The organism is Haladaptatus sp. (assembly GCF_049589095.1).
In the GTDB taxonomy this organism is placed as follows: Archaea; Halobacteriota; Halobacteria; order Halobacteriales; family Haladaptataceae; genus Haladaptatus.
The window spans coordinates 1-2,232 of sequence record NZ_JBAWAC010000434.1 but is presented as its reverse complement, the minus strand read 5'-3'; the positions used below and the strand labels follow the sequence as shown (position 1 = coordinate 2,232).

Sequence of the window (2,232 nt, the reverse complement as noted above, 5' to 3'; positions counted from 1 at the left end):
GGTCATTGTTTCCCTCTGTAGCGAACCTTGTCTATGACGTCCCAGACTCCGTTCCGCCACAGCCAATCGTTCAATCGGCCTATCTTGGTATTTGGGACAATAATGTTTTCATATCGGTGGGGATAGGCGTCTTTCATTCGCGCTTCAAGCGTCGTATCGATGGTTGCCCGCGGCAATTCCGGATGCGTCATCTGAACGCGGTCGCTATACCGACATTCACCGTCGGCATCCCTCTCCATCCGCCACCCAAACTCGGTATCGTCGCGCCAGCCAGCATACTCACTGTCGAATCCGCCGACGGCGAGTGCCGCATCTCGGTCGAACGCGAGATTACAGCCGACGTACTTACGTTCTCCACGGTATGTTCGCCCACCTTCTACTTTGCCTTCCAGGCAGACGAGATTCGGTTGTGCGTTGAATTCGTTCCCCACAGCAGAGAGCCACCCTACCTTGGGGCGACAGTCGTCGTCCGTGAGGGCGACGACTGCCGCGTTCGCGGCTTCAATTCCGGCGTTTCGCGCCTCACAGATATCGAGATTGGCGTCGTTCACAACCAGTACTTCAAATGAGTTGTGCGTTTGGGATTTGAGACACGCGACCACTTCGTCGTGGTTGTTGTCGGGTATCGTCGGAATCACCACCGAAATCTGTGGGTCGGTCGCGGTGATAGGGTATTCTATTGCCATCTTAGTCCTCCGTACCCATTCGAGCGACGACATCTCGCAGTCCCTGCTGGAACGATTCGTAGCTGTAGTTCTCGGCATGCTTCCGAATCACGTCCTCGTCGTACCGTTCAGGGTCGAACGTCCGAACCGTCTCGCGCACAGATTCGATAGTCGGTTCGAATAACTCGCCAGTGACTCCCTCCTCGACCTGATACTTCGTGAACCCCTCGTTCACGCCAAGGAGTGGTTTTCCGGCCATCAGTGCTTCGGCACCGACGAGTCCGAAGTCCTCCTGCACCGGTGCGTAGATGACTGCCGTCGAACGTGCGACGAGCGATTCGATGTCTTCCACGAATCCTCTGATTTCAATGTTGTCGTGACCACGCGCGATGCATTCGAGTTTCTCCCTATCTGCACCGTCGCCAGCGATGACGAGGCGTTCGTCCAGCTCGGTGAATGCCTCTGCGATCAAAGGCATTCGTTTTTCCGGCGCAAGTCGTGACCACGTCACGAAGTAGCCGTCGTCCCCTTCGTTGCGCCAATGGCCGGTCACGGGAGGATAGACGACCTCCGACTCACGGTCGTAGTAGCGCTTGATGCGGTCCCGAATCAGTTCACTGTTGGCGACGAACGTATCGACGTAATCGTTCGCTTCCTTATCGAGCGCGCGCCACCACTTCGCGTAGGTCTTCAGCGCGAACCGGACACCGGAGTAGTCGAACGATTCCATTCGGTCCCGGTAGAGGTCGTACAACCACCGTGGCGGGCTGTGCGGATAGTGGACTATCCGCTGGTCGACAGTCGGGACGTAATGTTTCGACAGCGGAGCGCTCTCCAGAATCACATTGTACTCCGTGAGATCGGGATGTGCATCGGTCATGTCCATTGCCACCGAAAGCGTTTCGAGGGGGTTTGATCCCTCGTTTTTCCACGCGAGTAGGCTGCCCGATAGCCCGCGCGTGTATTTTTTCTGTTTGATAGGAACCACCCGAACGTCGTTCGGAATTTCGGTACCAGGGTAGACGTACATCGTGTAAATCGGCGCATCGAGCGTCCGAGCTGCCTCGATAGCGAATTTTTCGCCACCACCGATCTGGGGGAATCGGTCGTGAAGAATAGCAACCGAGGGTAAATTGTCCGACATTCCTTACGGTTTTGCAGTTCTCTTAAACTATATAAGCCTTCTTACTCAACGCTTCAGGTCGTTATGTTGGAACTATCAGTATCGCTTCTCCATTTCACTCGAACGCCTCCCGCAATTCCTCGTCTATCTCCCACGTTCCGTCGCCTTCGCCACGTAACAACTCCAAACTCGCGCGGAACAGCGAGACTTGCGTGTCGAAGATGGCGTATACCGGCTGAAGCGGGCCGAGTCGATCGCTCCCGCCGAGTTTGACGAACGCACCGAGCACACCGGGGACGACGAGACCGAACGGTCCTGCCGCGACCAGTGCGCCCCCGGTCAGGAGTCCGATTCCGAGCGCGAGTAGCCACGGCGAGACGATCATGAACCACCAGTTGAAGGGAAGCACGATGCCGCCGTATTTTCCGTGTTTCCCGAGCGCAT

Annotated in this window: 2 protein-coding genes and 1 pseudogene; all 3 read right to left on the bottom strand. The window is 56.5% G+C overall.

Going from position 1 to position 2,232, the window contains the following annotated elements; all coding sequences use genetic code 11:
* Nucleotides 1-2: 2 nt before the first annotated feature.
* Nucleotides 3-686 (bottom strand): glycosyltransferase family 2 protein, encoded by a 684-nt coding sequence (locus tag WBV42_RS13670; protein ID WP_423986516.1) that lies wholly within the window; start codon nucleotides 684-686, stop codon nucleotides 3-5.
* A 1-nt stretch (nucleotide 687) separates the two neighbouring features.
* Nucleotides 688-1,809, bottom strand: a complete 1,122-nt coding sequence (locus WBV42_RS13665) for a glycosyltransferase (protein ID WP_423986515.1) — start codon at nucleotides 1,807-1,809, stop codon at nucleotides 688-690.
* A 94-nt stretch (nucleotides 1,810-1,903) separates the two neighbouring features.
* A pseudogene (locus WBV42_RS13660) lies at nucleotides 1,904-2,232 on the bottom strand (glycosyltransferase); the annotation flags it as partial.

Bases quoted from the DNA above. Each gene is read 5' to 3' on its own strand.
- WBV42_RS13670 (WP_423986516.1), bottom strand. From the start codon at position 686: ATGGCAATAGAATACCCTATCACCGCGACCGACCCACAGATTTCGGTG.
- WBV42_RS13665 (WP_423986515.1), bottom strand. From the start codon at position 1,809: ATGTCGGACAATTTACCCTCGGTTGCTATTCTTCACGACCGATTCCCC.